Consider the following 24987-nt stretch of genomic DNA (forward strand, 5'->3'; position numbering starts at 1 on the left):
AAAGCCTGCGATTTCCCTGTTGCAATCGCCGCGCTCTTCAGCCATATAGGCCCGGCTTGCGGCCGAGACGCCGTGTGAGCGGGTGTAGCTCAGGGGTAGAGCACAACCTTGCCAAGGTTGGGGTCGAGCGTTCGAATCGCTTCACCCGCTCCAATTTCCTCAAGGGAATCAAGCATCGAAAAGCCGCGGTCCGCCGCGGCTTTTTCGCATTTGGGCGGGCGGAACCTCGACCGCCAATGTGCCGGTCGTCACTTATGGGACTGCTGGAAGCCGGCAACGTCGTACTGAGATACGCTCTTCGGATTCTTTGAGTTCTGCGGCTGGGTGCCTGCGTAATGTGTCCCCGCGTTGCCATCCGGGTTGAAGGCTGAACCCGGGGCGGTGCTGGCATTGCCGGGCGTAACATTTCCTGTCTGAGCGGTGCCAATCGTTTGATTGGGTTGACCTTTCGTCCCCGTTACCGAATGGACGTTGGCGGCCAGAGCCAGGCCGGTGGAAGTCATTATGAGCGAGCCCAGCACTATGGGAATAAGGCGATGTTTCATCGTTGTTCTCCCAAAAGCAGTTTGATTTAGGGCGCTCGCGGTCTTAGGAGCACCCGGCGAACTAGGACTGGAACGTTTTTCGGGGCACCATTAATCCCAAGCATCGCGAATCTGTGATGTCGGCGACACTGAGATGGCCTGTTGCATGGGTCAAACCGCGCCTCCGGGCGGGTGCGCGAAACATCCGCAATTCCTGACACGCCTTGAAGAACCGCCCTTCCCAACCCCGACGCGCAAACCAAATTTCAGGCTGCGTGGCGTTGTTTTGGCCTGTCGGCAACGAACTGGATTGCTCGCGCTGACATCTCACCGCTCTGGTTTTCTCCAGGCTTCGAAAGGCGCGGGTTCCGCGGGTTTTTCCTTTTCAGGCGCTCTTCACCCCATCCGCCTTGCGCAGCGACGCCTGGTGCACCAGCGATGTCCAGCTGTTGGTCGAGGCGAGGTGGCAGTAGAGCAGGCCGAGCGCACCGGATTTCCTGAGGTCGAGAAAAGCCGTGTCGCTCAACTTGTTGAAGGCCGCCTCGTCGATCACCTGAAAATCGGTGAGGTTGAGCACTTCGCCGCCTTCCAGCGTCACTTTGCTCTGGCGCGGCGCGAACAGGCCATGCGCGTCGATCTTGTCGACCATTTCGCGGGTGGCCCTGAAATCGATCTGGAACTGGTCGCAGAAGGCGAGCGCCTGTTTCGTCGCCTCGGTCGGTTCGGCGCCGTTGAAGAACGGCGCGATCTTGTCTTCGCGGGACGGCGCCATGAGTTGGTCGATGACACGGTCGCTTGCCCGGTCGACACACAGCGTCAGCCGGCCGGCCGAGGTCGGGTCCTCGGCCAGGATGAAGGGATAGCGGCGGACATAGGCGGGGATGTAGTGCGGCGCGGTCCACCGACCCTCGGCATCGACGAACAGGTTCTCGTTCTGGCGCACGCCGGTGATGATCACCGGCGCCTTGGCGGGGCCGATGAAGACGATCGGATAAGAGCGCATCGCCGCCGGCATTTCCGACGCCACCACCGGGATGGCATGCGCGGCACGCGCGAAGGAAAAATCGTTGCGCGCCGTCAAGCCAAGCGAGGCGTGTCGGGTCGGGTTGAGCGCTTCGGGCTTCGAGTAGAACAGCGGCATTGCTTCGGCCGCCGGCGCCGTTCCCGTCCTAGCCCCGTTGTCAGCCATGGTCCGTTCCTTTCTCCCGCCAGCGACCGGGCCGGCTGCTTCGCCTCAGACCCAAGACTGGACTCTGCTCTTGTTGCGCTGATCTTGGCTGGGCCAAGAATCCGTCGCAGGAACAAAGTAGTACAGTGTCCCAGGCACGCATAAAAGGACAGTGCGCTGCTGTATTTTGCGGTTTGCCACGGCGAATTGCCTCACGCACCACCCAGGCACGCCGCCGGCCTATGGACAGCTTGCCGCGAAGCGGCGACAGTGCCGCCTTTGTAAAGAGATCGAGGCGGACAGCATGGTTTCGGTAGCGGAATTCGAGCAGGCGGCGGGGTCGGTTTTCACCATTTCGGCTGGTGGAAGGCAACTCTCCCTCGAGCTGACCCAGGTTCGCCGCATCGAGGCCAGCCCTCGCGATGGCGGTGGCTTCACGCTGCTCTTCAACGGACCACGCGACATAAGGCTGCCGCAGGCCATCTATCATTTCGCCGGCGACACGATCGCCGATGACATTTTTATCGTGCCGGTTTCGGTTGATGCGACAGGCTATCATTACGAGGCCGTGTTCAACTGAGCCTAGGCCATGGTCGACCATCTCGTCATCCCGGAAGCGCTGGACAAAGCGGCGTGCGACGCGCTGTGCGGCGAAATTCGCGGCGCTGCCGGCCATGACGCAGGGCTGCTCGGCCGCTCCGGCCAGAAGCCCGCGTGGCCGCAGGTGCGCCGGACCAGGCGCGCGGAGGTTTCGCCTGCGACCGAGGCGCTGATCGAGCGTCTGCTGGCGCGGCAAAAACCTGATCTGGAACGGCATTTTGGCGTCGCGCTGGGTGCGTTCGAGAAATCGCAGTTCCTGCACTACCGGGAGGGCGATTTCTTCGTGCCGCATCAGGACGGCAACACGCCGCTCATTCACGACGAGTCGCGCTTCCGCAAAATCTCGGCGGTTATCTTCCTCAACGCCCAATCGGACGATCCTTCGCCGCAAAACTACGCCGGCGGCTCGCTGGTCCTGCACGGGCCCTACACTGGCCCGGATCTGCGCATCGCCTTACCCGCATTGCCGGGCTCGCTCGTCGCCTTCCGGTCGGAAACCACCCACGAAGTCACCCCGGTCACGCGCGGCGAACGGTTCACCATCGTCTCCTGGTATCGCGGCGCGGGACCAGTTTCAGGGGAAGGTGACGCAGCTTCGCAATTTGCATCACAATGAGGATGCGGCCCGCAGCATCAGATCATAGACGCCCTTGTCCTCGGCGACGGTGAAGCCCAGCCGCAGATAGAGACGCATGGCCGGGTTGTGCTTTTCGACATGGATCGAGACACCCTTGCCAACAGCGTCTGCTTCGTCGATCAGGTCGCTGAGCAGCACTGAGCCCAGCCCCTTGCGACGAAACGCCGGCAGGAAGGTGATATCGATGATCCGGTGCTCGCGCGGCCAGCGCTCGATATAGAGACGGCCGATGTCGCTGCCTTCATGCGTCATCACCAGCCAATCGGCATTGGGATAGTACTTCTGGTAATGCGCGTGCTGCGCCTGGAATTGCATGTCGAGGAACGCCGTCTTCTGCCCGGCGCTCCAGGATGTCGCGGCCAGCTCCTCAGCACGAGCCGAGGCGTAAACCGCGGACAAGAAGGGCAGATCTGCGTCCGTGGCCATGCGGAATGCGAGCCCGGCACCAGCAGCGCGCATCCAGCCGGCCGCCCGGGGAAAATCGGTCATCGACAAATCAAGGACGCGGCGGGAAGACACCCTGCATCGCGATGCAAAAATTCAAGGTGATATAGGGCATCATGTTGTTGTGCGGCTGGTTGCCGCCGGCCGGAGCAAGGGTTTGCCCCGACAATGCCACCATGTTGGCCGCGGGCGTGTAGGCATTTCCTTGCGCCGACTTCCCGAATGCGGTGTTTGCGGGAACGTTCGAGTTGGCGGAGAAATTGCCGGGCACGCTCTCCACGGTATGTGGATGCAACGGCATTTCGCTCTGCAGCAGGGTGACGGTCTCGGAACCGCCGGTTTCGCCGAGATCGTGCAGCGAAAGGCCAGGGCCTTGGCCGGGGTGCATGGGCGCGTTGCCCTGCATGTTGGGCAGGGCAAAATTCGACTTGCCATCACCGCCGTAGGTGGTGCCAAGCAACGAAAAAAGAGCGGTGTTCTGCGAGAGCGGCAGGAGTTGCCCGTCGCAAAACGCCCAGCCCTTGGGCGCGAAATTGAAGGGGAAAATCCGGATTTCGGCGACGAACGGATCAGCCATGACGTCCTCTTAAGTCTGTGACGGGAAAATACCGAATAGCGAGATGATGAAGTCCACGCACAGATAAGGTTGGAAATTGGTGTGCGGCTGATTTCCACCGACGCCGTTGATGAATTGCGGGGCCATCGGGATCGAAGGAACCGCGTTGATGAACACTTTGACCTGAGGCGACCTGCCTATAACGCTGTTGCCCGGATTCGGCGAATTCGCGGTATCGTTCGACGCCATGAAAAGGTGGCTGTGCATTGGCATCTGGTTCACGTTCAAAGTGACTTCCTCGACGCCGCCGGTTTCCGCCAGGGTAAAGCCATTGCCCTGATGAATTGGAAGGCGGCCACGCAGATCCGGCAGCGCGAAAGTCTCCTGACCATCGCCGCCATAGGTTGTACCAATCAGATTGAATAGCGTTTCATTTTCGGAAATGGGCAGAAGCTGCCCATCGCAGAACATCCATCCCGCCGGCGGGAAATTGCCGGCAAACATGCGGATCTCACCAACATAGGGCTGTGCCATGGCGCGTCTCCGTCAATTCTGCGATGGGAAGATGCCCTGCAAGGCGATGCAGAAGCTCAATGTCAGGAATGGCTGCATGTTGAGATGCGCCTGGCTGCCGCCGACATTGCTCACGGTATCCGGCCGCATATTGGTAAGATTCTGCGTCGGGCCATAGAGCAAATTGGGCGCGGAACCGCCCAGGAGATCGCCGGCCGGTATCAGGTCCGATCCCGCATTGCTGGAGGCGTTCGCCTGATGCGTGTGGGACGGCATCTCGGCGATAGTAAGCGTATGCGCCTGTTCGCCACCGCGCTCACCGAGGACATGGCCCATGCCTCCTGTATGGTTGGGCGTACGACCGCGCATGTCCGGGAGAGCGAAGTTCACACGCCCGTCGCCACCATACGTGGTGCCGAGCAGCGAAAACAGCGCCTGATTCTGGTTAATGGGCAAGAGCTGCCCATCGCAAAGCGCCCACCCCTTCGGCGGGAAGCCGAAAGACATAATTCGGATTTCCGAGAGAAAAGGCTCGGCCATCTGCGCCCCTCCAAAATCAATTTGCGTAGGACAAGAAGTATCCTTCCCCAAGGGAACTGTCCAGCAATTTTCAAATTGTTTCGTTAACAAGAAATAGTGATCTTCCCTTCTCGGGAAGTTTTACACGAATCTGCAACTATACCTTGCATTGCTACTGATTGGGGTTGGTGGGCGTTTTCGTGTGGCCGCCATTATGACCAACCGGGATCGCGGATGGCAGAGGCGCGATGTTGTCCAGCTCGATCACGGAACCTACAGGCGTATTGCCGGCATTGTTCCAGGTCGTTGTCGGATCCGTGGTGAATCCTTCCATGTAAAGGTGGGAATTGACGCCACCAGTATTCTCAATGGCAAGCCCCACGTTTCCGGTGGTGCCATTGATCGAAGCAGGTGCAATAACATTGTTTTGCAGATTTACAGTTAGAATGGTTGCGTCATTGTCTGACGCCCCAGAGGAAAGCAGGATGGCATTGTTGAAGCTATTTGCGTTCAGGTTCCTGCCTGCAAGGGTAATGTTGTTGTTCTGGATGGTGAGGTCCAGTGATGCATTGAACCTGGATATTCCGTCGCCTTCTACATTCGCCGAAATCGCCGCATCCTGGCCATTGTTGATGATCGTATTGCCGATCACCTCTACCACGCCGGTGGCATTATCCTGCGGATGGATATAGATCGGGCTGCCTGCAAAATTCGTCCCTGTGGCGTTGTTTTCGATATCGGCGTTGTTGTTGATGCGGCCCTGGATGCTCGCATTGTCCTGGGCATAGATGTTGATGACCGGGCCGCCAAAACCATAGATTTTCTTGTTGCGGTTGATGTTGAAATTGAGCTGCGCGGTATCCTCGGCGTTGAGCCCTATGGCCCGCCCCGTGAAGGCCTCGGTCGTCCCGCCCGTCGTGAAGGTGTTGCCGTTGCCGGCGGTGCCGCCGTCGGTGATGTTGACATTCAGGGTTGACGTATCGCGCGCGAAAGCCTCGACACCCGAGGTTTTGAGATTCGTAAAAGTGCTGTTCGACACGTTGACCGTCGCCACCGCGGATCCGATGGTGGTTATGGCGAAGCCACCGGACCCGCTGGTCGAATCCCTTGTGTTCTGGAATGTGCTGCCGCTGATGTTCAGTGTCAGCGTGCCCGTGTTGTTACGGACCTCTACCAAATTCTCGCCGCCGGTTGTGTCGCCTGGCACAAAGCCGAAGGTGGAATTGGTGATCGCCGAGGTGCCGGAGAGGTTCCAGAGCTTGACATTGCCTTCACCGGCCGCGTCGCCGAAGCCGGTGACGGTGCTGTTGGCGAGCGTTAGGTTCGAGACGTTCTGGCCATTGATGCCGACTTGCGCGCCACCGGCGCCGCCATTTCCGACGACATTGAGGTTCGTGAAGGTCCCGGTCGCAACGCCACTCATATTGATGGCCGCCTGAGCGGCACTGTTGAACGTCGGATCGTCGATGTTGTTCACGGTGCCGTTGCCGCTGTTGGCGTTGGTGAAGTTCATATTCGACAGCGACAGATTCTTGGTCGACGTGAACAGCGCGCCCTGCACCGCGTTCTGAATGGTGCCGCCGGAGCCTGACGTTGTGCCCGTGCCGGTGACCGTCAGGCCACCATTGCCGGCGGCGAGACCGGTGTTGTTGAGCACGATGCCGTTGGTCGCGCCATTTGTCGAAATGCTCTGGAAGACCAGATTGCCGCTGCCGATAGATGTGTTGGTGACATTGAGCGCTGTCGCGGTGCCGGAGCTGATGACGCTGCCGGTGCCGGTGGCGCTGATCGTGCCGCCGCCCGTAGCGCTGAAGCCAATGGTGTTGCTGCCCGTCAGCGTCAAGGTGTTGCTGAAATTGATCGTCGCGCCGGTGTTGCCCGAAAGCGCTATGCCGCCGCTAGATCCGGTTGCCGAAATGGTGCCACTGAACGCCGTCGTGCCGCCGGTGTGGCTCTGGATACTGACGATATTGCTCGAATTGTTCGACTTCGAGATGGTGCCGGCATAAGTGATGTTTCCCGTGCCGCCGTTCACATTGAAGCCAACGCCGGTCGGATTGGTGATCGAGGTGCCAGCGCCAAAACCGAAGTTGCCGGCCGAGCCGTTGACGATATCGACGCCGGCGTCGCCGCCGTTGAGCGTCGTCGTCCCGTTGAAATTATAGGTACCGTCGGCGTTATCGAATTGCAGCCCGGTGCCGTTGGTGGCCGACAGGGTGCCGCTGTTGAAGGTCAGTGTTCCGGTGTGGCCGCCAACGACCGACAGCAAAGCCTGGGCGGCGGTCGCCTGGCTGACATTGCCGGCATAGGTCAGGTTGACGCTGCCACCGCTGATGCTGATCGCCGCCGCACTACCGCCGACCAACGTGCCTGTGCCGAGATTGACCGTTCCCGCGCCGGTGACATTGGTGAGCACGACGCCGCTGGTGCCGCCCGCGCCATTGCTGGTGGAGGCGAAATTGACACCGCCGGCCGCGACGGCAACGCCATTCATGTTGACCGGCACGCCGGTGCCGGTCGAGATCGTGTTGGCATTGGCACCTGTGCCGACACTCACCGTGCCGCCGCCGGTGGCGCTGAAGCCGGCGCCCGACGTCGTTGTGATGGCAAGCCCGCCGCCAGTGAAGTTGATAGCGGCGCCGGTGTTGGTCGCCAGATTGACCGCCGTGTTGGCGCCGGTAGTCAGCGTCTTGGTGGCGCCGGTGAAATTGAAGGTGCCGCCGGTATTGCTCTGGACATTGATGCCGTTGTCGGCGCCGCCGGTGGCGCTGAGATTGCCCGACAGCGTGACCGTGCCGCCGGTGACACCGGAGATGTCGACGATCTTGCCGGCGCTGGTTTTGGTCACGGCAGCGGCGACATTCAAGGTCGCTGCCCCGCCTGAAACTTCGACGCCGATGCCCGCCGGATCGTCGGTCGCGCCGATCGAGCCGCCATTGATGTTGACGGTCCCCGACGTGTTCAGCAGGCGCACGCCGGACGCGCCGGTGCTGTCGATCGTCACCGTGCCGAAGGTGACCGTGCCGGTCACGCCGGTGTTGATGTCGATGCCGTTGAAGGTGGCGTTGCTGACAACGGCGCTGTTGAAATTGACGGTCGATGACGTGCCGTTCTGGACGGTGATGGCGTTGTTGCTCGAACCCGCGATGGAAACATCGCCGCCGTTGAAGACGCCGCCGCTGACATTCGAGAGCTGGATGCCCGCGCCGCTGCTTACGGTTCCGGTTGATTTCAGCGTCTGGAAGGTGACGCCGCCCGCGCCGATGGTCGCGGTCTGCATCGAGACGACACGGCCGGTGGCCGTCGTCACGGTGTTGGCAGCACCGGTCACGGTCACCGCGCCGCCAGTGATGACGAAGAAGCCGTCGCCGCTTGACGTGTCGATCGTCAGGCCACCGGTGAAGGCGGTGGTGCCGCCGGTCTGCGAAAGTCCGGCGCCGCTGGTGGTATCGATATTGGCGAGGCCGGTGACGTTGAGCGTGCCGCTGGCCAGGGCGATGCCGCCGCCGGCCGTCGCGGCGTTGTTGACCGTCAGCGTGTTGAAGTTGAAGGTGCCGGTGTTGGTGTTGATCGCGCTGACACCCGCGCCGGACGTACCGGTGATGGTGGTCGTGCCCGTGACGGTAAACGTGCCGGCGACGCCGTCGAAGATGATGCCGCTGGCGCCGCCCGTGGCGGTGACGGTGCCGAACGTCATGTCGACGGTCAGCGGATCGAGATTGAACGCCGCGCCGTTGGTGGTGTCGACCGTGCCGCCACTGTTGTTCAGCGTGAAAGTGGTGTTCGCGCCCTTGGTATCGACCAGCACGCCGGTGCCGCCATTGTTGGCGAGGTTGAGCGCGCCGAGATCGAGCGTGCCGCTGGTGTTGATGAAGCTGAGGCCGTCGCCCTGGACCCGCGCGCCGGGGTTGCCGACGGTGAGCGTGCCGGCGCTGACGGTGCCGCCAACCCCGTCGGCGTCGAAGCGGACATTGGTGAAGTTGATGCCGCCGCCGGTGCCGCCGGTCACCGTATTGCCGGCGAAGGAGCGGACCGCGATCGAATTGTCGGTCGCGCTGATGTTCTGGCCGGCAAAGGACGCGGCGAGCGCCGATCCCGTCGACTGCAGCGTGTTGGCGTCAATCGACAGCAGCAGCGTGTTGGCCGGCGCGCCTGTCGTGGAGAAGTCGAGCGCCCTGCCGCCGGCCGCGATGTCGTTGTTGCGGAGGAAGAAGCTTGAGGCGGACGCCGCGTTGACGGCAACGCCTGTGCCTGTGCCTGTGTTGCGGATGATCAGGTTGGCAATGCCACCGGTGAGCGTGCCGGTGCCGGTCGTCGCCAGATCGACCACCGAGCCGGCGGTGTTGCTCTGCAGGACGGGCCGCAGTGTATCGATGCCGCCCGGCGCCGAGATGATCGAGGTGTTCTGGATCGTGGTGAAGTGGAATGCCGCCGAGGCGCCGCCGCTGGCATCGACGCCGAGTTGCGAAACATCGACCGCCGCATCCCCACTCTTGAAGGCGAGCAGCACCTGGCCGTCATCGAGCTGGAACGACGTGCCGCCGAGGTCGATGGTCTCTTGGGCACCGTTGACGTTCTGGTCGATCAGCACCACGACATTGGCGGTGGAGGCCTGGGCGCCGGCATAACTGCCCGGGTTGGCGAGGCTGCCGTCGCCGGTGCCGCCGGCTGTTACATAGTAGACGCTGATCGAGGCAAGATTCGACGTATCGCCGATCAGGTTGACGTCGTTGAAATTGTAGTCGCCGTTGGTCGGCAAACTATCAGTGGCGTGGATGACCTGGCCGCCGGTGGTCGCGATCGACGATTCGGCCGGGCCAGCGCCGTCGCCGAACACCAGCTTGGCATTGGTGACGCTGGAGAACTGCACGCCATAGCCGACATTCTTTATGGTCGAGGTCTGGCCGGCCGGATTGTTGTTGACCGTATCGCCGAACTGGATGGTGCCGGTGCCGGTCGTTCCGGCCATGTCGATGCCGATCGTGCCGGCGAAGCTGCCACCGTCGACGTCGAAATCGCCCGCCGTGATGGTGCTGGAGCCGAGCAGAGCGCCGTTGAGATCGAGGCCGACCGCGTTGGTGGCATTGAGCCGTATGTCGATGCTGGTGGCGCTGATGGAGGAGCCGAGCGTGCCGGAGATATCGATGCCATGCGCGGTGATGCCTTGCAGATCGACCACGCCGAGGCCGATCCCGCCGCCGCTGACATTGTTCAGCGCAATGCCGGTGGCCGCGCCATTGACCGAGACGGAATCGAAGGTGACGCCGCCCGCCCCGACCGTCGCGCCATCAACGCTGAGCGCGGTGCCCGTCGTTGTCTTGATTGTGTTGCTGGCGCCGGTAACCGTGATGGCACCAGTCGCGGAGTCTCCGAGAACGACGAAGCCGGCGCCTGTCGTCGTCGTAATGTCGAGACCGCCGCCAGTGAAATTGATCGCGGAGTTGGTGTTGGGGGCCGGCGTCCCCGCGGGGAAATTGCCAAGGATACCCAGGCTGACGGCATCGGTCGTGCCCGAACTGATGACCTTGCTCGAGCCCGAGAAGGTAATCGTGGCCGAATCGTTGCCGGCAACGACGATGTTGCCGCCATCGGTCGCGTTGCCATCGGTGAGATTGCCCGACAGCGTGACCGAGCCGCCGGTCATGCCCTGGATGGACGCGGCGGCGCCCGTGCCGTTGCTGGCGATCGTTCCACCATAGCTGATGACAGCGTTGCCGGCGCTGGCCGCGGTGGCCGAGCCGACATTGAACGCCGTGCCGGAACCGGTGTTGCTCAGCGTGCCGGTGCCGAATGCGGCCGTGCCGGCCAGATTCTGCAGGTCTATGCCGGTGCCGGCGCTGAATGTCGCGTTCGTCGACGCGAAGTTGATGCCGGCCGTGATGCCTTCGAGCGCCACCGCTTGCCCGTTCGTGTTCGCGATCGTCCCTGTCGTGACATTGACCGTGCCGCCGCCGGTGGCGGTGAAGGCCGTCGCGCCTGATGTGGAAACGTCCAGATCGGCAAAAGTGATCGTTGCGCCTGTATTGTTGGTCAGCGAAACGCTGTTGCCGTTGACCGTCACCTTGTCGGTGAAGTCGACCGTGCCTCCAGTGCGGTTGGCGATCGAGATGCCGCCGCCGGTCAGCGTGCCGGCCGGCCCGCTATTGGGCAAGGTGCCGCGCGTCAACGTGATGTCGCCGGCGCCGCCATTGGCGTCGAGCAGCGTGCCGGCGACGTTGATGTTGTTATTGGTGATCGACACATTGGTGTCGACGCCGATGATCTTGATCGCCGTCTGGCCGGCGGCGACATTGCTGACCGTCACGCCGTCGATGAAGATGCCGCCAGCATTGTTGAAGCCGCCCGCGCTCTGGTCGACGGTGAAGACAGAGCCGCTGCCGCCGGTGAAATCGAAGGCGGTGTTGCGAACCTGGTTGCTGCCGAGCAGATGGAGCGTATCGCTGCCCGTGCTCTTGACCACGCCCTCGTCGCCGGTGACGTTACCGCCGGTGGCGCCGAGATTGCCCTGCACGTTGACCGGCTGGACGGTGCCGGAGGTGAGGATGGAGTTGCCGTTGCCGAAGCCGGTGATCGACTGGCCGCTATCCAGCGTGAACGGCGTGCCGCTGAGATCGACGGTGCCGACGAAGGCGAAGGTCTGCGTGCCGAGCAAGGCATCGGCCTGGGCGACCGAAATGGTCGTCACCGCGGCGCTGAGTCCGTCCGTGCCGGCAGCGATGACGCCGCCCGACTGCGAGACCATGATGACGCCGCCGACTGCACTCGCCAGATGCGCGCTGCCGGTGAAGAACACGTCGTTGAAATTGTAGTTGCCGAGCGTCGGATCGAGGCCGATCGTGTTGACCGTATAGCCGCCGGCCGCCGCGCTGATGGACGATTGCAGCCCGTCTGCCGACGTGCCGTCGCCGAAGGTGAAATTGGCGTTGGCCGATGTCGCCGTGGTACCGCCGGACGACAGGTCGACGCCGACGCCGACATTGCTGATACTGGAGCCACGCAGGAAGGTGATGGTCTTGTTGCCAGTCGTCGACGACAGGTCGATGCCGCGCGAGGTCAGGTCGCCATTGCCGGTGATGGTGGTCAGCCCGAAAGCCGCCGCGGTCGACGAGCCGCTGAAGTCGATGCCGGTCTGGTTGGCGCCGGCGCCGAGCGTCACATTGGTCGTGCCGAAGCTGACATTGGCGTTTGTGCCGCTGAAGTTGATGCCGGCCGTGTTGGCAGCCGCGCCCATCGTCACAGTGGCCGTGCCGAAGGTCACCGAGCCGGCATTGCTGCCGATGTCGATGCCATTGCCCGTGGCGCCCGACACGGTGACCGCGCCGAAGGTGGCGCTGGCGCCGCTGGCAACGTTGGATACCGAAAGCCCATTGCCGGTCGCATTGGTGATGGACACCGGCGCGGTTGCATTGAAGATCGCGCTGCCGCCAAGGCCGGCGATCACCCCGCCGCCGCCGCCGGTCGCCGTCAGCGCCGAGCCGGTGAAGCTGATCGTTCCGCCCGTCGGCGCCGTGGTCGAGCCGATGTTGAAGACATTGCCTGTGCCGGTCGAGGTGACACTACCGGAGAAAGCCACCGAACCGCCGGTGATGCCGTCGACCTTGACTGCCGAGCCCGCGGTCGCCGAGCTGGAAATGGCGGCCGAGACGGTGATTGCCGCGCTGCCGCCGGAAACGACGACGCCATCGCCGCTGCCGGAATTGGTGATGGTGCCGCCAATGCCGATGGTGCCGGTGTTGTTGGTCAGGCTGACATCGGCGCCGGAAACACCGGTCGTGACGAGGTTGTTGACGCTGACGGTCGCGGCGCTGTTCTGGACGACGAAGCCCGGACCCGGACCGCCGACTGTGTCGATGGTCGTCGTGCCGTTGAACGTATAGGTGCCGCTGGCAATGTTGCTGAGCCGGATGGCATCGCCATTGACCCGGCTGACATTGACGGCACCGAAAGTGACGTTGCCGCCGCTGGTGTTCTCGATGAGGATGCCGGTCGGCACCGCGCCGCCGGACCCATCGACCGTGACGCTGGCGAAGGTGACGCCGCTGGCGCCGATGGTAAGCCCACCTGCACCGCCGAGCTGGATACCCTTCTCGGTCGGACCAGCACCCGTGGCTATGGTGTTGGTGCCGGTGACATTGAGCGTGCCGCCATTGATGGCGCTGAAGCCGAAGCCGCCATCCGTGGTCAGATCGAGCCCGCCGGTAAAGTTGATCGTGCCGCCGGTGTTGCCGGTCAGGTCGATGGCATTGGCAGCACCCGTGCTGGCGGTGATCTTGCCGCCGAAGGTGGCGCTGCCGCCGGTCATGTTGGAAATCTTCACCGCGCTGGCGGCAGCGGTCTGGTTGATGGTGCCGTTATAGGTGAAGTTGGGCGTCGAGTTGGTGATCGAGACAGCGTTGCTGGTCGTGCCGGCGATGGAACTCCCGCTGCCGAAGGTCAAGGTCCCGCTCGAGCCGCCAACGACGCCGACGCCTATGCCGCCGCCGGTGATATCGAGATCGTCGAAGGTGGCGGTGCCATCGAAGTTGTTGGCGAACAGCGCGACATTGGTGGCGCCGGCAACCGTTGTGTTGCCGGTGAAATTGGCGGTCGCGCTCGAACCGACCAACGCGATGCCGGTCTGGCTCGGGTTCTGGATGTCGAGGTCCTTGACCGACACAGTGCCGGCCACGTTGTCGAGCAACAGGCCTATCGTGCCACCGCTGACCGTCACGCCCTGAATGGTCAGGCCGGTGATGCCGGTCGCATTGATCCCCTCCGCCGACCCGCCCGAAATGTCGAAGTCGAGCAGCGAATTGCCGTTGGCAGCCGTCACCACGGCGCCGGCGCCGGAATTGGTCAGCGTCGCCGCGCCACCGCCCGGATCCGAGACGACCTGGTCGTGCTCGATATTGGCGCCGGTGACATTGACCGGCACGCCGCCGAGGGAGAACGAGCGGCCATTGCCGAACGAGGCCAGCGTCTGGCCGTCGCTGAGCGAGAAGCCGCCGCTGGCGTCGATCGGCGTGTTGCCGGCGTTGTTGACCAGCACGAAGATCGCGTTGCTGGCGCTGATGCCGTCGGCCGTGCCTATCGTCGCGAGGTTGCCGAGCGATGAGCCGTCGCCGGTACCCGAAGCCGAGGCGCCGACGAAGATTACATTCTGAACGTCGAACAGCTGCGGGCCGCTGAAGGTGGTCGAGCCGAATGCATAGTGGCCGAGCGTCTGGTTGAGCCCGCGCGCGTCGAGCGAGGCGGTAACGCCCGCGATCGAACCGCCGCCGAAGGTGAACTCGGCATTGGCCGAATGTGTCGGCGACCCCGAAATGCCGAGCCGCACGCCGGTGTCGACGCCGGAAATCGAACCGCCATTGGTGATGGTGATCGCGGCGTCGCCGGTGGTGTCGGCGAGGTCGATGCCGATCGAGCCGGCGCCGGCACCGCTGATGTTGGCCGACAGCGCGGTGAATGTCGTCTGGCTGCCGGAGAAGTCGAGACCGGTTTGGCCAAGGCCAAGTCCGGAGATGACGATATTGCCGGCCACCACAGCCGCGTTGACGCCGCTGAACGACATACCGTCGGCGCCGGGATTGGTGATGGCGATGTCGCCGAAGCGGATCGTCGCCGGCGAATTGGAAATGGCGATCGCCGGTCCCGTCGTGTTGGAAATCGTCGTCGCGCCGTTGACGGTGAAGCTGCCCGAGACTTGGTCGAGCACCACACCGGATGTGCCTCCGGTCTGCGTGATCGAATCCAGCACCACATGCGCGGTGATCGGGTCGATGAAGACGCCGACGCCGCCATTGCCCGACACGGTGCCGCCGGTGGTGGTGAAGCTGCCGCCGCTCGACGTGCCCTGCACGGTGATGCCGCGATCGGTATTGTTCAGCGCATTGACGGTGGCGAAGCTGTAGGTGCCCTGGCCGGTGATATCCAGGCCATCGTCGAGATTGCCCGACAGCAATGTCGTGCCTGTGAAATTGTAGGTGCCGTTGTCTTCTATATGCAGGCCGTCGAGGCCGTTGCCGGTGGCGGTGAAACCGGATGCCTTGACGTTGGTCGAATTGCCGGTGAACTCGGCGCCATTGCCGCCGGCGCCCGTCACCGTGACATTGGTGAGCGTCGTGCCCGTGACATTGTTGCCGAAGATGCCGTCTGCGCCGCCGGTGATGGTGATGCCGTTGAGCGTGTTGCCGTTGCCCAGCGTGATGACGTTGTTGGCGACATTCGTGCCCTGGATCGTGCCGTCGCTGCCGCCGAGGTTGAAGGTCGCGGTGCCGCCGCCGAACAGTTTCGCCGTGACGCTCTCGCCGCCGCCGATCAACGTCTGGCCGGTGGCAAGCGTTGTTCCGGCCGTCGTCAGATTGCCGTTGCCGCCAAGCGCCACCACGAAACCGCCATTGCCGGCCTTGGTAACGGCGTCGTCCAGCGTTGTCGGGTCGGCCTGCGTGCCGGCGCCGGCAAGGCCGCCATCGGCGAAGTAGAATTTGCCGAACGCCGCATTGGTGGCGGCGTTGATGGCGACACGTGTCGTCGAGCCGCCGATCTTGTCCTGCGACTGGACCCTGACGCCGATATCGCCGCGCACGCGTTCGTTGACGCGCTTGCGCAGGCCTTCGCTCACCGGATAGACCGGTTCCGTCCCGATGGCCGCGGTCGTGTCCGAGCTGTGGCCGGGATTGAACGGGATGTTCAGCCGCACACTGCCGGCGAACTGGGTGTCGTCGCGATTGTCGTTGCGGACCTCGCCGGCGAAGACCAGTTCGGTGCCGCTGCCGAAGACGTCGCCGATCGTATATTCGAACCCGGCCTTGGCACCGGTGACGCTGCCGTCGTCGCCATGCGGGTCCTCGAAATGGTAGCCGCCAATGTCGAGCCGCAGCGAGTGCTTGTCGGGCAGGTTGATCGGCACCTGGGCGCCGACCTCGCCCTCGATGCCCCAGGCCGCGTAGTCGCGGTGGTCGAGCACCGATATCTGCTCGATCAGCTGGTTCGACACCATCGACAGGCTCGAAGAGACCGAATGATCGGTGCTGTCGCCCTTGATCGGCACGAAGACGTTCACATGCGCGTCGAAGTTCGGCGTGATCGCCTCGACGCCCAGCGTGGCCGCGGTGAACTGGGTGCTGTTGTAGTTCTCGAGGTTGATATAGGCGTAGCCGCCGAGCATCAGGTCGGGATTGACGATGCGGCGAATGCCAAGGCCGATGTCCTGGCCGGAAGCGTCCTTGAAGTCGTGCTTGGCCCGCACATCCAGGAACAGTACCGATTCAGCGCTCTGCTTGATCGGGATGAAGCCTTCGAGCGCGGCGTTGCCGCCATTGTTGTCGGCGCCGACGATGGCGCGGATCTGCGGCTGCCAGAGCCCGGCGTCGTCGCCATAGGCGGCCACGCCCGAAAGGCCAAGCGCCAGCGTGGTCAGCGCAGTCGTCTTCCAGAGTTGTTTTGCGATTCGCGAACGCCGATAGACGGCGCGCATGTGGAACCCCTCCCCACGCGCCGCCATCTCACCAACTTGCCGAGAGCTCTCGGTAGTTTCCATCCCAGGCGAGTCCTTATGGGACTGCACGTCCCGCGTGTTAAGTTCTACGCGAATTCTATTGTATAGCGAGTCCGGAAAGTTCCGTGCGTTGTTGTTGGTCCTCAAAGTTCTGTCCTGTGGCCTTGCTGCCACAGTAAATTTGCCGGCTTGCTTGGTCTGCAAGCGCACTTTCGGAGCAGTCCCCATTGTTGTATCAGGCCTTTTCCAGGGGAATACCTGTTGGTCCAAGGAAAACTGCGGGGTGTGAAGAACATGACAACCACTTTAGCGAAAGCTAATCTTCTAGATCTGGTCGCGGCTGCGGCCGCCTTGTGGCTGCTATCGGCCTCGGTCGGCCCGGCACGCGCCGAGGACGCGGCCAAACCGGCGCCAGCCAAGGAGGCCAAACCGGCGGCAGACGCCAATCCCTGGGCGGTGAACTGTTCAAGCGGCTCGGCCAATTCCGAGCTTCAGTGCCAGGTGTCGCAAAACCTGACCGAAGCCAAGACCGGGCAGCGCGTGCTCACCGTCACCGTGCGCCGCGACAACGGCAATGGCAGCCTGGCCATGTTGCTGGCTTTGCCGCACGGCCTGTTCCTGCCGTCGGGCGTCAGCTATCAGATCGACCAGGGCCAGAAGACCACCATCGCCATCCAGACCAGCGACCAGAACGGCGCCTATGCCGCCACCCCGCTGTCGCCGGAACTGGTCAAGGCGATGAAGTCAGGAACCAATCTGAACATCGGCATGGAATCGGTCACCCGCAAGCCGGTCACCATCCCGGTGTCGCTCGCCGGCTTCACTGCGGCGATCGCCAAGCTGGAGACGATCAAGTAGTCGCCGCGCGTTTGGATGGGCTGGCTGCGCCCATGGATCTAGTGGCCCTGAGATTGATGGGCGCCACCCATAACTTCGAGCGGTCTCGGCAATCTCGAATGTCGACGATGCAAGGTGCCCGCAGACCGTCATCGGCAAGCAACGCACTTGATTGTCCGCGGCCGCAATGCTCCGTTGCCGCTTCGGACATCCGGAGAAACCCATGACGGGCTTTGTCGACCGCCAGCGCGCCGCGCAACTGATGGAACGCGCCGGCATCGGGGCGCTGGTGCTTTGCGCACCCGAGGCCTTCCACTATGCGACCGGTGCGTGGATGGGGCCGGCGGGCCTGTTTCGGCGTGCCGGCGGCGGCGTCGTCGTCATCCCGGCCCGGCAGGATTTGCCGATCGGCATTGTCGTCGCCGATTTCAACGCGGCGCAGACGCGGCTCGCCATGCCTGACGCGGTCGTGCGTTCGCATCCCATCTGGATCGAATCCGCGCCGCTCGACCCGGGAGCCCAGGGCCTGCCCCTGGCCGGGCGCATCGAGGCCGGCCTCGCCTCGCTTGGCCGCACACCGGATTTCTCGCGGCCCGCGACCTTCGATCTCGCCGGCTCGGTGCGCCAGTTGCAGGCCTTGCTGGACGATTTCGGCCTGGCGCGCGCGACACTCGGCATCGACCTCGATTTTGTTCCCGCCGCCGACTTCTCCGCCATCCAGGCGCTGATGCCGCGCTGTTCCATGGTGGACGGCTCACCGGTCCTGGACAGGCTGCGGGCCGTCAAATCGCAGCGCGAGATCGATTTGCTGCAGCAAGGCATTTTTCTGTCGGAAGCCGGGCTGGAGCGCCTGCAGGTGGATGCCATGGCCGGCATGCGCCAGGCCGATCTCGTCGCGCTCTACCGCAAAGGCGTCGCCGACGCGGCGGCCGGGCTGTCGCATCCGGTGGTGACGGCGGAATATGTGACGCTCGGCGCCCGAGCCAAGGGCGCCGACGCCAGGGCCGTGGCCGGCGATCCCTTGAAATGCGACATGGTGTGCACGGTCGGCGGCTACGCTTCCGACATGTCGCGCAATTTCACCTTCGGGCCGCCTTCCGCCGACCAGGCAGAACTGCACGCGATCGCCGAGCGCGCTTTCGAGGACGGGCTGGCGGCACTGATACCCGGAAACACGCTCGCCCAAGTCCACCGCGTCGCCACCGAGAGCCTGGCCCAGCAAGGCCTGGGCTCTTACCGCCGTGGGCATTTCGGCCACGGCGTCGGGCAATCGGTGTTTTCCGAGCAATGGCCGTTTATCGCCGAAGACAGCGATATCGTGATCGAGGCCGGCATGGTGCTGGCCTTCGAAATTCCGCTCTACATCGATGGCCTCGCCAGCTTCAATCTCGAGGACCAGTTCCTGATCGCGGCCGATGGACCGAAGCCGATGAACCGGCTGCCGAGACGGCTGGAGGCGATTGGGTAGGCGGGGGCCTGATCCCCGCCCGTTCCTACATGCTCTGGCGACGGGACACGGACATACCGTTGCGGCACGCAGCGGTTGCACGGTCGCCGGACGCATGGAACGACAGCGTGCAAACATGCTACGAGGTGGGGTCGAAAAGGGCAGGGGAAGACCGATTTGATCGGCGAGGGAAGACCGACTTCATGACCGAAGCTGACAGCAGGCAAGGCAGCGCCTCGAATGGGGAGCCGGACGGACGCGACCTCAGGCGCATCCCCGACATCATCTCGCTGGTCAAGGATTCCTACGCGGAATTGCGACCGGCCGAACGCCGGGTCGCCGATGTCGTGCTCGACGATGTCAGATACGCTGTCGATGCCTCCAATGCGGCGATTGCCGAGCGCGCCGGGGTGAGCGAACCGACGGTGACCCGCTTCTGCCGTGCCATCGGCTGCGAGGGCGTGCGCGATTTCAAACTGAAGCTGGCGCAGAGCCTCGTCGTCGGCGCGCTCTATCTGGACACCTCGCCTAGCAGGGACAGCGATACCGGCATGCCGTTCTGGAACGCCGTGTTCGGCGAGGCGCGCCGGGCGCTGCAGGAGGCCGAACGGCAGCTCGATCCCGGTGAGCTGCACAAGGCCGCCGAACTGATCGCCAAGGCGCGCCAGGTCACCGTCTTCGGCCTCGGCGGCAGTTCCTCGGCGCTGGCGCAGGAGACGCAGTACCGGCTGTTTCGCTACGGCATCACCGTAAGCGCCCAGTGCGATCCCTATCTGATGCGCATGACGGCCTCGACGCTGAAACCCGGCGACCTGGTCATCGCCATTTCGGCGACCGGGCGCACGCGCGAGGTGATCGAGGCGGTCGAACTCGCCAAGCACTATCGCGCCAACGCCATTGCGGTGACCGCGCCCGACACCGATCTGGCGCGTGCCTGCGATGTCAGGCTGACGGTGGCGGTGCCCGAATATCCCGACACGCTGAAGCCGACGGCGTCGCGCTATGCCTTCCTGGCGGCGATCGACCTGTTGGCGGTGGCCTCGGCCTACAAGCTCGACGGCTCCGCCCGCGAAACGGTCCGCCGCATCAAATACAACGCCCAGATCCACCGCACCGGCAAGGAGATGGAGCCGCTCGGGGATTAGCAGGCGGATGAGGGGCGGCGCCGAGTTCAACAATTGAAGATCCGCATGCAGCAAGAGGGACAAAATGCTCGAGATGGCACCGACGAAACAGGCCGCCGCATGGCTCGAATCCCTGGCGCAGGCGCTTGCAGCCGGCGACGTAGCCGGTGCGGCCAATTTGTTCGTCGACGACTGCTACTGGCGCGATCTCCTGACCTTCACCTGGAACGTCACCACCATGGAAGGCCGCGAGGCCATCGCCGCCATGCTCGAGGCAACGCTGGCGGCGACAAAGCCCACCGCATGGCAGATCACCGGCGAAGCGACCTCGGACGAAGGCACGATCGAGGCCTGGTTCACATTCGAGACGGCAGTGGCCTCAGGCCAAGGCATACTGCGGCTGCGCGACGGCCGTTGCTGTACCTTGTTCACGGCGATGACCGACCTCAGGGGATTTGAGGAGCGCAAAGGCTCGCATCGGCCGCTCGGCGTGCGCCACAAGGCCGACCCCGAACGCGAGACGTGGTCGGAGGCACGGGCGCGCGAGACGCGCGAGCTCGGCGCCTCCGAGCAACCCTATTGCCTGGTCATCGGCGGCGGCCAGGGCGGCATCATGCTGGGCGCGCGGCTGCGGCAGCTCGGCGTGCCCACCATCGTCATCGAGAAGAATGCAAGGCCGGGCGATTCCTGGCGCAACCGCTACCGCACGCTCGTGCTGCACGACCCGGTCTGGTACGACCATCTGCCCTACATTCCCTTTCCGGAGAACTGGCCCGTCTTCACGCCCAAGGACAAGATGGGCGACTGGCTGGAAATGTATACGCGCGTCATGGAGCTCACCTACTGGGTCGCCACCAAATGCCTCAGCGCGTCCTATGACGAGACGCAGAAGGAGTGGACCGTGGTGGTCGACCGCGTCGGCCGGCAGGTCACGCTGAAGCCGAAACACATCGTCTTCGCCACCGGCGCCTACGGCCCGCCGCGAAAGATCGACCTGGCCGGCGCGGAGCAGTTCAAGGGCGAGCTGCTGCATTCGAGCCAATATGCCAGCGGCGAAAAATTCCGCGGCAGGAAGGTAGCCGTCATCGGCGCGGCAAGCTCGGGGCACGACGTCTGCGTCGATCTCTGGGAAAGCGGCGCCGAGGTCACCATGATCCAGCGTTCGCCGACCACCGTGGTCAAGTCGGACACGCTGATGGAGGTCGGCTTCGAGATCTTCTCGGAGAGCGCGCTGGCGCGCGGCATCACCACCGAGAAGGCCGACATGATCGTCGCCTCGACGCCGTTCGCCCTGGTGCCCAAGGGCCAGCGCGCGCTCTACGAGGTGATCAAGGCGCGCGACGCCGGCTTCTATGATCGCCTGCGCGCCTCCGGCTTCGCCATCGATTTCGGCGACGACGAGACCGGCCTGCTGATGAAGGCCTACCGCACCGGCTCCGGCTATTACATCGACGTCGGTGCCTCGGATCTGATCATCGACGGCAAGATCGGCATCCGCAGCGGCGCCGCCATCAAGTCGCTGACGAAAAATGGCATCCTGTTCGAGGATGGCAGCGAGCTCGAGGCCGACGCCATCATCGCCTGCACCGGCTACCAGTCGATGAACGAGAATGTCGCCGCGCTCGTCTCGCGCGAGGTCGCCGACAAGGTCGGTCCGTGCTGGGGCCTCGGCTCCGGCGTCAAGGGCGACCCCGGCCCTTGGCAGGGCGAATTGCGCAACATGTGGAAACCGACGGCGCAGGAAGCGTTGTGGTTCCACGGCGGCAATCTCGCGCTATCGCGGTTCTATTCGAAATATGTCGCACTGCAGATCAAGGCGCGAATGGAGGGGATCGCGACGCCGGTCTACGGGAAGCCGAGCAACTCCTGACCGGGTGACGCAAATAGCGGTGGGCCGGTACTCGAAACTGCTTGCGAACTTTTCAGATAGGGTGAGTAGTCGCCCCAGTATTGCCTGGCAATTCGGGGAGGAAGCCGGTGGGACTGCTGAGAGGGCTTCGCATAAAGCTGGGCTTGAAGAAGGATCCGCTGCCGCCGCTGCCCGGCGTCGAGATCGGTCGCCATACCTATGGTCTTAGCAAGAAATCGTTCTTCGTTCCGCGCGAAAACGTGCCGGTGCGCATAGGATCCTTCTGTTCGATTGGCCCGGATGTTCTCTTTATCTGCGCGGCCGAGCACCGCATCGACACCGCGACCACCTTTCCGATCGCGTTTGTGAACGGCAAGATCCGCAACGGAAATGGAACCGCCGGCAAGGGACCGATCACAGTCGGCCATGACGTCTGGATTGGTGCTCGCTGTATCGTCCTGAGCGGTGTCACGATCGGCAATGGAGCGGTCCTTGGCGCTGGCAGCATCGTCACCCGGGACATTCCGCCCTACGCAATCGCGGTTGGCAATCCGGCTCGCACCATCCGGTACCGGTTCGCGCCCGATGTCATCCAACGCCTGCAGTCGCTGGAGTGGTGGAACTGGAGCGACGACCTCATCCGTGAACGCATCGAGCTTCTGACAGCGACAGGTATCGAGCGTTTCCTGAGCGTGGTGGGGGCGGCGTAACCTCCCGGCGCTCCGCGCCGCGCACGACCTCACTCGTGCCGATGCCCGAAATGCCGGGCGGCAACCTCGACATGCGTGTGGTCGGAACGCCGCTCGAAACGCTCGGTTTCGCTGACATCGTTCACCGCCTCGTTCGGCCACCAGGTGCCGCCGATGACGATGCCTTCCGACACCAGCCGCTGATCGGCTACCAGCGCGGCGCCGACCGCGTCGACGAAGGTGAAGCGGCCCGATCGTTGGCGAAGGACAGTGACGTCGCCGACGGTGCCGACCGCCAGCGTGCCGAGGTCCGGCCTTGCGATCGCCCGCGCCGGTCCTTGCGTCGCGGCGCGCAGCACCTCGACCAGCGGCATGCCGAGCGCCATCAGCTTCGACATGCAGACCAGTATGTCGAAGGCCGGCCCGTCGACGCAGTAAAGGTGCACGTCGCTCGAGATGACATCGGGCGCCAGCCCCTCGGCGAGCATGGCGCGGGCGACCTCGAAATCGAACGAACCCATGCCGTGGCCGAGATCGAAGATCACGCCGCGCTCGCGCGCCAGCCGCATGTCGGGCCGCACCGCGCCCGAGGCGAAGACCGGCGCATTGGGGAACGGCCGGAAGCAATGGGTGAGGATGTCGCCCCGGCGCAGGCGCGGCAGCACTTCCGAGCGGCCGGGCGGCGGCTCGTCAATATGCGCCATCAGCGGCAGGCCGGCCTTGTCGGCGGCTTCGAGCGCCAGATCCACCGGCGCGATGCCGCTGGTGCCGCCGGCATGCTTGCCGGAGCGGACTTTCACGCCGACCACGACGTCGGCGTGCTCGCGCGCCGCCGCCACCACCTCGCGCGGTTCGCAGAGTCTGAGATCGCTGCATTCGCCGACCGAGACCGTCTGCGAAAAGCCGAAAATGCCGGCAAAGGAAATGTTGACATAGGCCAGGATGCGCACCTTCGAGCGCTCCATGACATGGCGGCGGAAGCCGAGGAAATTGCCGGCGCCGGCGCTGCCCGCATCGATGAAGGTGGTGGTGCCGCTCTTGGCCGCCAGCCGGTCGGCGTCGACGCCGAGCGAGGTGCCGCCCCAGTAGACGTGGCTGTGCAGATCGACCAGGCCGGGCGCGACGATGCAGCCCGTCGCGTCGACCACCTGGCTGGCGCGATCCGGCGGGATAGCGGCGTCGACGGCCGCGACGCGGCCATTGGCAATGGCGACATCGCGCGGCGCATCGATGCCGGACGCCGGGTCGATCAGCCGTCCGCCCTTCAGCAGGAGGTCGAATTGCATGGGGGAAACCTCCGCTTCGTTGCCTTGTCGTCTCAGACCGGCCGGTAGGCGACCGCCTCGACCTCGATCTTGATGTCGATCATCAGCCGCGATTCGACGGTGGTGCGGGCCGGCGGATTCTGCGGAAAATGCCGGCCATAGACGGCATTGAAGGCGCCGAAATCGCGCGCATCTTCGAGCCACACCGTGGTCTTCACCACGTCGTCCAGCGTACAGCCGGCCAACGCCAGCGCCGCTCTCACATTGGCAAGCACCTGCTCGGTCTGTTCGGTGATGCCACCCTTGACCACGATGCCGTCGCTGCCGACCGGAACCTGGCCCGATATATAGACGAAGTCGCCGGCCCGCACGGCGGGCGACAGCGGCACATGAGACGTTCCAAAAGTCTGCTTGGGCAAGGAATTGCCTCCTTTGATCGTGACGGAGTTTCGGCGCAGATTTACCGCGATAAGGGTTGTCCCGATAGGGCCGTTGTTGGAAAGCAACATTCTTCGAAATCCGTGTTGCTTTATTACAAGAGCCCTTGCATCGTGCGCGCCTGACGGACGGCTTTCAAGCCGCCGCGAACCGATGCCTGTGCGAGACCGGAGAAACCGAGAATGACCTTCGACAAGAACCCGTTCCCTTCGGGCGACGCCGACCGCCACGCGCTTTGGGAGATGCTGGTGCGGCGCGACATCGACGCCTTCATTGGCCAGGACTGGTCCATGGTCGAGGACGATTTCATCGCCGAGAGCTTCTTTGGCATGCATGCGCATTTTCTCGCCAATGCCGATGCATGGCGGCTGCAATTTCCCAGGCTGGAAATCTATCGCGACGAGTGGCTGCGCCAGGCCAGGGAAACGGCGGCGACCAAATTCACCGAACCGCTGCGCGAGGCGATTTTTCGCGTCACCAACCTGCGCGACATCGATGTCGACGGCGATCGCGCCGTGCTGCACAAGAAGTTCGACGGCTCCATCGCCAAGGCCGATGGCAGCGTCGACCGGCTGAAATGGCAGACTCTGTATTTCTGCAGGAAGGTCGCCGGCAGTTGGAAGATAGCCGGCTTCGTCGGCTACATGCCTTATCCGCTGGGAGCCTAGGTGTTTGATCCCAGGCTTTGATGGGGCATCCTTATCTTCCGAATCAAAGGATGCGCTATGGGCCAGGTTCTGCATGGGAGCGCCACAACGACAGAGGCGGTCCGTCGAGCGATACAGTATAGTCAAGAGAGCCTGAGGGCTCTGGCCAAGCGCTACGGGATCAACCAGAAGACGGTCGCCAAGTGGAAGAGGCGAACTTCAGTCGCCGATCTGCCGACTGGTCCGAAGGAACC

At 63.7% G+C, this 24987-nt stretch carries 18 protein-coding genes and 1 tRNA gene; 10 read left to right on the forward strand and 9 right to left on the reverse strand.

Features of this window, described 5'->3' with window-relative positions:
• Positions 1–78 precede the first annotated feature (78 nt).
• A tRNA-Gly gene (locus tag A3AU_RS0125930) sits at positions 79–153 on the forward strand.
• A 95-nt stretch (positions 154–248) separates the two neighbouring features.
• On the opposite strand, the gene A3AU_RS1000000138315 is transcribed toward A3AU_RS0125930, so the two are convergent.
• Both A3AU_RS1000000138315 and A3AU_RS0125935 read right to left on the reverse strand, forming a co-directional pair.
• Positions 249–545, reverse strand: a complete 297-nt coding sequence (locus A3AU_RS1000000138315) for an adenylate cyclase (protein ID WP_064990956.1) — start codon at positions 543–545, stop codon at positions 249–251.
• A gap of 364 nt (positions 546–909) precedes the next feature.
• Positions 910–1713 (reverse strand): SapC family protein, encoded by an 804-nt coding sequence (locus A3AU_RS0125935; RefSeq protein ID WP_027055481.1) that lies wholly within the window; start codon positions 1711–1713, stop codon positions 910–912.
• A 283-nt stretch (positions 1714–1996) separates the two neighbouring features.
• On the opposite strand from A3AU_RS0125935, the gene A3AU_RS0125940 reads away from it, so the two are divergent.
• Positions 1997–2272: a DUF6916 family protein gene (locus tag A3AU_RS0125940; protein WP_027055482.1), complete on the forward strand. Its 276-nt coding sequence runs from the start codon at positions 1997–1999 to the stop codon at positions 2270–2272.
• A gap of 9 nt (positions 2273–2281) precedes the next feature.
• On the forward strand, positions 2282–2908 hold the full coding sequence (locus A3AU_RS01000000136125; protein ID WP_051355473.1) for a 2OG-Fe(II) oxygenase: 627 nt from the start codon (positions 2282–2284) through the stop codon (positions 2906–2908).
• On the opposite strand, the gene A3AU_RS01000000136130 is transcribed toward A3AU_RS01000000136125, so the two are convergent.
• From A3AU_RS01000000136130 to A3AU_RS1000000136975, 5 genes are all read right to left on the reverse strand, one after another.
• Complete coding sequence (locus A3AU_RS01000000136130; RefSeq protein ID WP_032918161.1) at positions 2900–3418, reverse strand: GNAT family N-acetyltransferase; 519 nt, start codon at positions 3416–3418, stop codon at positions 2900–2902. The genes A3AU_RS01000000136125 and A3AU_RS01000000136130 overlap by 9 nt on opposite strands.
• Positions 3419–3425: 7 nt before the next feature.
• Positions 3426–3950, reverse strand: coding sequence for a phage tail protein (locus A3AU_RS0125955; protein WP_027055483.1), 525 nt, complete (start codon positions 3948–3950; stop codon positions 3426–3428).
• Between the two features lie 9 nt (positions 3951–3959).
• A complete protein-coding gene (locus tag A3AU_RS0125960) occupies positions 3960–4463 on the reverse strand; it encodes a phage tail protein (protein ID WP_027055484.1) in 504 nt (167 codons plus the stop codon).
• Between the two features lie 12 nt (positions 4464–4475).
• Positions 4476–4982, reverse strand: coding sequence for a phage tail protein (locus tag A3AU_RS0125965; RefSeq protein ID WP_027055485.1), 507 nt, complete (start codon positions 4980–4982; stop codon positions 4476–4478).
• Positions 4983–5133: 151 nt separating this feature from the next.
• On the reverse strand, positions 5134–16416 hold the full coding sequence (locus A3AU_RS1000000136975) for a hypothetical protein (protein ID WP_051355474.1): 11283 nt from the start codon (positions 16414–16416) through the stop codon (positions 5134–5136).
• Between the two features lie 315 nt (positions 16417–16731).
• Here A3AU_RS1000000136975 and A3AU_RS0125975 point away from each other — a divergent pair, with 315 nt between their 5' ends.
• The 5 genes from A3AU_RS0125975 (at position 16732) to A3AU_RS0125995 (ending at position 22404) form a co-directional block, all read left to right on the forward strand.
• Positions 16732–17295, forward strand: a complete 564-nt coding sequence (locus A3AU_RS0125975; RefSeq protein WP_161633533.1) for an invasion associated locus B family protein — start codon at positions 16732–16734, stop codon at positions 17293–17295.
• A gap of 202 nt (positions 17296–17497) precedes the next feature.
• Positions 17498–18742, forward strand: a complete 1245-nt coding sequence (locus A3AU_RS0125980) for a M24 family metallopeptidase (protein ID WP_027055487.1) — start codon at positions 17498–17500, stop codon at positions 18740–18742.
• A 182-nt stretch (positions 18743–18924) separates the two neighbouring features.
• Positions 18925–19866: a MurR/RpiR family transcriptional regulator gene (locus tag A3AU_RS0125985; protein WP_027055488.1), complete on the forward strand. Its 942-nt coding sequence runs from the start codon at positions 18925–18927 to the stop codon at positions 19864–19866.
• 64 nt (positions 19867–19930) lie between these two features.
• Complete coding sequence (locus A3AU_RS0125990) at positions 19931–21715, forward strand: NAD(P)/FAD-dependent oxidoreductase (protein ID WP_027055489.1); 1785 nt, start codon at positions 19931–19933, stop codon at positions 21713–21715.
• Positions 21716–21858: 143 nt separating this feature from the next.
• The gene (locus A3AU_RS0125995; protein ID WP_051355475.1) at positions 21859–22404 is read left to right on the forward strand and encodes a CatB-related O-acetyltransferase; all 546 of its coding nucleotides are present in this window, start codon (positions 21859–21861) and stop codon (positions 22402–22404) included.
• 29 nt (positions 22405–22433) lie between these two features.
• Here the strand turns inward: A3AU_RS0125995 and A3AU_RS0126000 are convergent, their stop codons facing one another.
• A complete protein-coding gene (locus A3AU_RS0126000; RefSeq protein WP_027055491.1) occupies positions 22434–23669 on the reverse strand; it encodes an amidohydrolase/deacetylase family metallohydrolase in 1236 nt (411 codons plus the stop codon).
• 32 nt (positions 23670–23701) lie between these two features.
• Positions 23702–24067 (reverse strand): RidA family protein, encoded by a 366-nt coding sequence (locus A3AU_RS0126005; RefSeq protein WP_027055492.1) that lies wholly within the window; start codon positions 24065–24067, stop codon positions 23702–23704.
• A 201-nt stretch (positions 24068–24268) separates the two neighbouring features.
• Between A3AU_RS0126005 and A3AU_RS0126010 the strand changes: the two genes are divergently transcribed.
• Positions 24269–24754, forward strand: coding sequence for a hypothetical protein (locus A3AU_RS0126010; protein ID WP_027055493.1), 486 nt, complete (start codon positions 24269–24271; stop codon positions 24752–24754).
• Positions 24755–24811: 57 nt separating this feature from the next.
• The coding region (locus tag A3AU_RS1000000138320) for a helix-turn-helix domain-containing protein (protein WP_027055494.1) at positions 24812–24987 on the forward strand (176 nt) is incomplete at its 3' end.

The organism is Mesorhizobium erdmanii USDA 3471 (genome assembly GCF_000472705.1).
Lineage (GTDB): Bacteria > Pseudomonadota > Alphaproteobacteria > Rhizobiales > Rhizobiaceae > Mesorhizobium > Mesorhizobium erdmanii.